This window comes from Mesorhizobium sp. WSM4871 (assembly GCF_055811295.1).
In genome coordinates this window covers 278,107-284,106 of sequence record NZ_JBVVPU010000011.1, presented here as the reverse complement: position 1 = coordinate 284,106, position 6,000 = coordinate 278,107, and the positions used below count along the sequence as shown (strand labels likewise).

7 protein-coding genes are annotated in these 6,000 nt (G+C 64.6%); all 7 read right to left on the bottom strand.

Features of this window, described 5'->3' with window-relative positions:
• The coding region (locus AC0L2H_RS23280) for a hypothetical protein (RefSeq protein ID WP_473592393.1) at positions 1-186 on the bottom strand (186 nt) is incomplete at its 3' end.
• The gene (locus tag AC0L2H_RS23275; RefSeq protein ID WP_473592392.1) at positions 159-758 is read right to left on the bottom strand and encodes a VOC family protein; all 600 of its coding nucleotides are present in this window, start codon (positions 756-758) and stop codon (positions 159-161) included. The genes AC0L2H_RS23275 and AC0L2H_RS23280, both read right to left, overlap by 28 nt.
• Positions 759-841: 83 nt before the next feature.
• A complete protein-coding gene (locus tag AC0L2H_RS23270; protein WP_473592391.1) occupies positions 842-1,672 on the bottom strand; it encodes an ATP-binding cassette domain-containing protein in 831 nt (276 codons plus the stop codon).
• A complete protein-coding gene (locus tag AC0L2H_RS23265) occupies positions 1,665-2,546 on the bottom strand; it encodes an ABC transporter ATP-binding protein (protein ID WP_473592390.1) in 882 nt (293 codons plus the stop codon). Before AC0L2H_RS23265 ends, AC0L2H_RS23270 begins: the two co-directional genes overlap by 8 nt.
• Positions 2,543-3,391, bottom strand: coding sequence for an ABC transporter permease (locus tag AC0L2H_RS23260; RefSeq protein ID WP_473592388.1), 849 nt, complete (start codon positions 3,389-3,391; stop codon positions 2,543-2,545). Before AC0L2H_RS23260 ends, AC0L2H_RS23265 begins: the two co-directional genes overlap by 4 nt.
• Positions 3,384-4,391: an ABC transporter permease gene (locus tag AC0L2H_RS23255; RefSeq protein WP_473592387.1), complete on the bottom strand. Its 1,008-nt coding sequence runs from the start codon at positions 4,389-4,391 to the stop codon at positions 3,384-3,386. Before AC0L2H_RS23255 ends, AC0L2H_RS23260 begins: the two co-directional genes overlap by 8 nt.
• Before the next feature lie 64 nt (positions 4,392-4,455).
• Entirely contained in the window at positions 4,456-5,982 is a 1,527-nt protein-coding gene (locus AC0L2H_RS23250; RefSeq protein ID WP_473592386.1) for an ABC transporter substrate-binding protein, read from the bottom strand.
• Positions 5,983-6,000: the final 18 nt, after the last annotated feature.

Here is a 6,000-nt window from a genome sequence, read left to right as displayed (position 1 = left end):
CCCCCCCCCCCCCCCCCCCCCCCCCCCCCCCCCCCCCCCCCCCCCCCCCCCCCACACAAAAAAAAAAAAAAAAAAAAAAAAAACAAAACCCCCCCCCCCGCGGCGGGGGGGGGGGGGGGGCGGGGGGGGGGCCCCCCCCCCCCCCCCCCGCTCCCGGATTACTTTTCCGGGCTCTTGGGGCTCCACAGCACCGTTTCGGCACCCTTCTCGTAGGCCATGCCCTCGGGATAGCTGATCGCTTCCAGTTGCAGTCCCCAGGGTGCCTGGAAATAGAGGATGGTCTGCCCGGCGGCCGGCCCCTCCTTGACTGGCAGCGGCCCCATCCGTGTCTTCACGCCCTTGGCGTCGAGATATGCCTTGGCCGCGGCGACGTCATCGACATAGAAGGCGATGTGATAGCCACCGATATCGCTGTTCTTCGGTGTCGCGTCCTTCTGGTCCGGCGCGGTGTATTTGAACAGTTCGATGTTCGATCCGTAACCGCAGCGCACCAGGGTGATCTCCTCGATCACTGCCTTGGGGTCGACGCCAAGCAGATCCTGCATGAACGTGCCCTTGTCGTCGGCGAAGGGACCGAACGCCATCGCCTTCTTGCAGCCCACCACTTCGGTGAAGAAATCGACGGCCTGCTTCATGTCGGGCACGGTGATGCCGGTGTGGTCGTGGCCGCGCATGCCGGGTATCGTATCGGCCCAGGCCGCACTCATCGAGCCAAGCAAGGCGGCCGCAAGCATCGTGTTTCTGATCGCGTATTTCATTCCAGTCACCCTCCGTTTCGCGGTCTGTCTGGTCGGCGCACGTCCGAGGCCCGCTTTTCGGCGTGCGGATGCGTTGAGCTTTCTCATGCCGGGGATGTCGCGGCGGGTTGCAGCCAATCCGCATCGATCTCGGGCAGCGGAATGGCCGCGATGAGGTCGCGCGTGTAAGCCTGCTGTGGATTTTCGAACAAGGCGTCGGTGGCGCTGGCTTCGACGATCCTGCCTTCGCGCATGACGATCACCTGTTGGCACAGCCGCCGGATCACCGACAGATCATGGCTGATGAAGGCAACGGTCAGGCCCATCTCTGCGGCCAGCTTTTCCAGCAGCGTCAGGATCTGCGCCTGCGTCGACACATCGAGGCCGGAGACGATCTCGTCGGCCAGCACGAATTTTGGCGACAGCGCCAAGGCGCGTGCGATGCCGACACGCTGGCGCTGGCCGCCCGACAGTTCGTGGCGGTAGCGCCTGGCGAAGCTTTGCGGCAGGCCGACGCGCTGCAAGGCTTCCGCCACGCGCTGCTTGAGCCTGTCGCCGAGACCGTTCTGCTTGAGCGGGGCGGCGATGATGCTGGCAATGGTGCGGCGCGGGTTGAGCGACGACATCGGATCCTGGAAGATCATCTGCAGATTGCGGCGCAGCGGCCGCAGCTCCGCCTCCGGCAGATGCGTGATGTCGCGGCCGTCGAATGTGATGCTGCCGGCGCTCGGCTCCAGCAACCGCACCAAAGCGCGCCCGAGCGTCGATTTGCCCGAACCGGATTCGCCGACGATGCCGGTCACCGATCCCCTGGGCAGGTCGAAATCCAGGCCTTTCAGGATTTCGGCCAAGGGCGCACGGCCGATCAGCGGCTTGCGCGTCATGTCGGGCAGCGCAACCTTCAGCCCGCGCACGGAGATGAGCGACTTAGCCATGCGGCGGCCTCCAGGCCCGGTCGGCGGCGGCGATCTCCGTTGCCAGTCCGGCCAGCACCGCCTCATCCACCGGTTTCAGCGAGGCGAGCGGATCGGTGTAGCGCGGCGTCGCCGCCATCAGCGCCCGCGTGTAGGGGTGTTGAGGTGCTGCGAAAAGCGCCGCCGTGTCGGCTTCTTCGACCACCTTGCCGGCATAGAGCACCGACACTTTCTGGCTGATCTTGGCGACGACGCCGAGATCATGGGTGACGAACAGGATCGCCGTCCCGTGGTCGCGCTGCAATTGCGCGATCAGCCGCAAAATCTGTTTCTGCACGGTCACGTCGAGCGCCGTCGTCGGCTCGTCGGCAACGATCAGTCGGGGCTCGGCGGCAAAGGCAGCCGCAATCAGCACACGCTGGCGCATGCCGCCGGAAAGCTCGTGCGGATAGCTTCTCAGCACGCGGTCCGGGTCGCGGATCTGCACCTCGTCCAGCAACTGGCGGATGCGGGCGTCCGCCCTCTGTCCGCTCCAGCCAAGAATGCGCACCAGCCTATCCGTCATCTGCGGGCCGATGCGGCGCGACGGGTTGAGCGCGGTCAGCGGATCCTGCGGGATCAGCGCCGTGCGGGCGCCGATCAGCGTGCGCCGCGCCTTCGGTTGAAGCCGGCCGAGATCCTCGCCTTCCAGCAGCATTTCGCCTTCGACGATGTGCACGCTGGACGGCAGCACGCCGAGCACCGCTTTGCCGATCATCGTCTTGCCGGCGCCGCTCTCGCCGACCAGCGCGCGCACCTCGCCGGGCTGGACGGCGAGCGACACCGAACGCAGCACGCGCTGTCCGTTCGCCAGCGCGGCGCTGAGGTTTCGAATATCGAGGCAAGCGGCGCTCATCGCAGCACCGGATCGAAACGAGCCTTCAGCGCCTCGCCGAACTGGCTGAATGACAGCACGGTCAGGATCAGCGTGATCAGCGGAAACACCAGCACCCACCAGGCCTGATGGATCGACAGCCGGCCCTCGGCGATGATGCCGCCCCAGGTCGGGTCGTCGGTCGAGATCGACAGATTGACGAAGGACAGGATCGCCTCGACGATCACGGCAATGCCCATTTCCAGCGACAGCAGCACCACGATCGACGGCACCACATTGGGCAGCACTTCGCGCAGCATGATGCCGATGCGGCCATAGCCGGCGATACGCGCATTCTCGACATAGTCCATGCGCGCCTGCCCCATCGCCTCGGCACGGATCACCCGGCAAAAGCGCGTCCAGTCGATGACGGCGATGGCAATGATGACCGAGCTCAGGCCGGTGCCGAGCACGGCGACCAGCAGGATGGCGAACAGCACCGGGGGGAACGCCATCCATATATCGACGATGCGCGAGATGATGCGGTCGGCCCAGCCGCCGAAATAGCCGGCGATCAGCCCGAGCGAAGCGCCGACCAGGCAGGCGGCAATGGCCGCTGCGAAGGCAACGACAAAGGCGATGCGGCCGCCGAAGATCAGTCGTGACAGGAGATCGCGACCGAGGCTGTCGGTGCCGAGCCAGTAGCCCGGCTCGGCACCGCTCATCCAGAACGGCGGCAGGCGTTCGAACATCAGGTCCTGCGCCAGCGGATCCTGCGGCGCGACCAGCGGTGCAAAGATCGCGGCCAGCAGCGCGAGCAGCAACCAGCCGCCGGCAAGCCACAGCCTTGGCCCCAAGCCGCGCCTGCCGATGCGTGCCTCATCCATGGCGCAGCCTCGGATTGAGCAGCGCATACATCATGTCCACGGTGAGGTTGATGAGTACGAACAGCAGCGCGAAGACCAGCACGATGCCCTGGATCAGCGGCAGGTCGCGGTTGATCACGGCATCGATCGCCATGTTGCCGAGACCTTCATAGGAAAACAGCCGCTCGACGATGACCGTGCCGCCGATCAGGAAGGTGAATTGCACGCCGACCAACGTCAGCGTCGGCAGCGCGGCGTTCTTAAGCGCCTCGCGCAGGACCACCTGCGTTTCCGAGAATCCCTTCACCCGCGCGAGCACGACATAGTCGAGGTCGAGCACCTCCTTCAGCGATTGTTTCAGCAGTTGCGCGATGATTGCCGCGAGCGGCAGCGCTAGCGCAACCGCCGGCATCAGCATGTGTTTCAACAGATCCCAGGTCAGGTCGAAGCGCAGCCGCAGGATGCTCTCGACGAGGTAAAACTGGGTGACGAAGGGCAGGTCGAGTTGCGGCGAGACGCGCCCGGAAATGTCGAACACCGGGATCAGCACGCCGAACAAGAGGATCAGCACGAGGCCCCACAGGAAATCGGGAATGGAAAGCGCCGTGCCGCTGGCTATGTCGATGCCGGCCTCGACCGCGGTGCCGCGTTCGCGCGCGCCGAGGATCGCCGCCGTGCCGCCGATAGCCACTGCCATCAGAAGTGCTGTGATGGCGAGCTCCAGCGTCGCGGGCAGCCGGTTGAACACCAGCCCCAGCACGTCCTGGCGCAGCGAGATCGATGTGCCGAAATCGCCTCTCACGACGCCGGACAGCCAGATGAAGAACTGCTGCACGATGGTCTTGTCGAGCCCGTAGAGCGCGCGCAACCGGGCAATGTCGGCATCGGTGGCACCTGGCGGCAACATCATCGCGATCGGGTCGCCGGGCGCGACGCGAATGACGACGAAGACCACGACGGCCACGCCAAACAGCGTGATCGCCATCGTCAGCAGGCGGATCAGAAATCTTTGCAGAAGCATGGTCGCCTGTACATCTGGCGAAAAGGGGCGCGCCACCTTTTTGCGGTGGCGCGCATGCAGTCTATCAGGCCGGGGTCATCAGCGCCGGCAGCAGCGCGCCGGAGACATGCTGCACCACATTGACGCCCTTGGCATGCACGATCGGCTGCGCATATTGCATCAGCGGCAGCACATAGGCCTGCTCGGCGATGTATTTGTCGACGGCCTTCCAGCCGGCAATGCGCTTGGCCTCATCCTTCTCGCCCCACAGCGGGTTGATCATGTCGATCAGGTCCTGGCTGTCCCACACCGAATGCGGGCTCGGCCCGTACATCGCAAAGCCGGTCGACGTCGTCGGATCGCCGATGGCGTTGCCCCAATTGTAGAAGGCGGCCGGCGCCAGCTTGTCGGCGGCGCGCAGCTCATAGTGCTTGGCGATCTCGTAGACCTCGATCGTGGCCTCGATGCCGACCTTGCGCCACATGCCGACGATCGCCTGGATCATCTCGTAGTCCTTGGGCTTGAAGCCCTTGGTCGTCTGGATCGTGAACTTGACCGGCTTCTCCGTCGAATAGCCGGATGCGGCGAGCAATTCCTTGGCCTTTTCCGGATTGTGCTCGACCTTGATGGAGGGATCGTAGGCGGCGTATTCCGGCGTTTCCAGCGTGTCGATCGGCTGGCCGTAGCCGCGCAGCAGCCGGTCTACCAAAAGCTTCTTGTCGACGGCCATCACCGCGGCCTGGCGCACATTCTTGTCCAGCATCACCTCGATGTCGTTGAAGAAGATCATGCCGATGTCGGAGACGTTCTTGCACGAGCCGGCCAGCCCGTCCTTGGCGATCAGCCGGTCATACTCCTCATAGGGGATTTCGAGCGTCACCTGCGAGGAGCCGGATTCGATTTCGGCGACGCGGCTCGCCGCGTCGGTGACGAACTTGATCGTCACATTCTCGAAGGCCGGCTTGCCGCCCCAATAGTTCGGGTTGGCCTTCAGCCGCAGGAAGGCGTTGCGCTCGAACTTGTCGACCATGTAGGGGCCGGTGCCGATCGGCGCCTTTTCGAAGCCCTCGGCGCCGACCTTCTCGTAGTAGGCCTTCGGCATGATGTAGCCGGTCAGGAACGACATCCACTTGAAATACACCGGGTCGAACTGCACCACGTCGCCGGTGATCTTGTTGCCGTCGATCTTGAAGTTGTTGACGTTCTTCCAGACGAACTGGATGGGGTTTCCGGTCTTTTCGTCGCCCGCCCGCTGCAGCGACCACACCACGTCCTCGGCCGTGAAGGGGGAGCCGTCATGCCAGGTCACGCCCTCGCGCACCGTCATCATCATCTTGGTGCGGTCGTCGTTCCAGCCCCATTCGGTGAGCAGGCCGGGCGCGAAGGAAAGGTCCGGCTTCTGCGGGATGAACTGGTCGAACACCGACTGGTAGAGACCCTGAATGGTCGGGTTGACCGCCGATGGCCCCGTGGTCGGATCCCAGGACGGCAGGTTGACATTGTAGGCGATGGTGAGTTCGCCGGCCGCCTTGGCGATCTGCGGCAAGCCGATGGCGGCTGCGCCAAGTGCCGCCGCACTGTATCCGAGCAATTCGCGTCTGTTGATTGTCATGGTCGTTCCCCTGTTGGT

Bases quoted from the DNA above. Each gene is read 5' to 3' on its own strand.
- AC0L2H_RS23260 (WP_473592388.1), bottom strand. From the start codon at position 3,391: ATGGATGAGGCACGCATCGGCAGGCGCGGCTTGGGGCCAAGGCTGTGG.
- AC0L2H_RS23250 (WP_473592386.1), bottom strand. From the start codon at position 5,982: ATGACAATCAACAGACGCGAATTGCTCGGATACAGTGCGGCGGCACTT.
- AC0L2H_RS23265 (WP_473592390.1), bottom strand. From the start codon at position 2,546: ATGAGCGCCGCTTGCCTCGATATTCGAAACCTCAGCGCCGCGCTGGCG.
- AC0L2H_RS23270 (WP_473592391.1), bottom strand. From the start codon at position 1,672: ATGGCTAAGTCGCTCATCTCCGTGCGCGGGCTGAAGGTTGCGCTGCCC.
- AC0L2H_RS23275 (WP_473592392.1), bottom strand. From the start codon at position 758: ATGAAATACGCGATCAGAAACACGATGCTTGCGGCCGCCTTGCTTGGC.
- AC0L2H_RS23255 (WP_473592387.1), bottom strand. From the start codon at position 4,391: ATGCTTCTGCAAAGATTTCTGATCCGCCTGCTGACGATGGCGATCACG.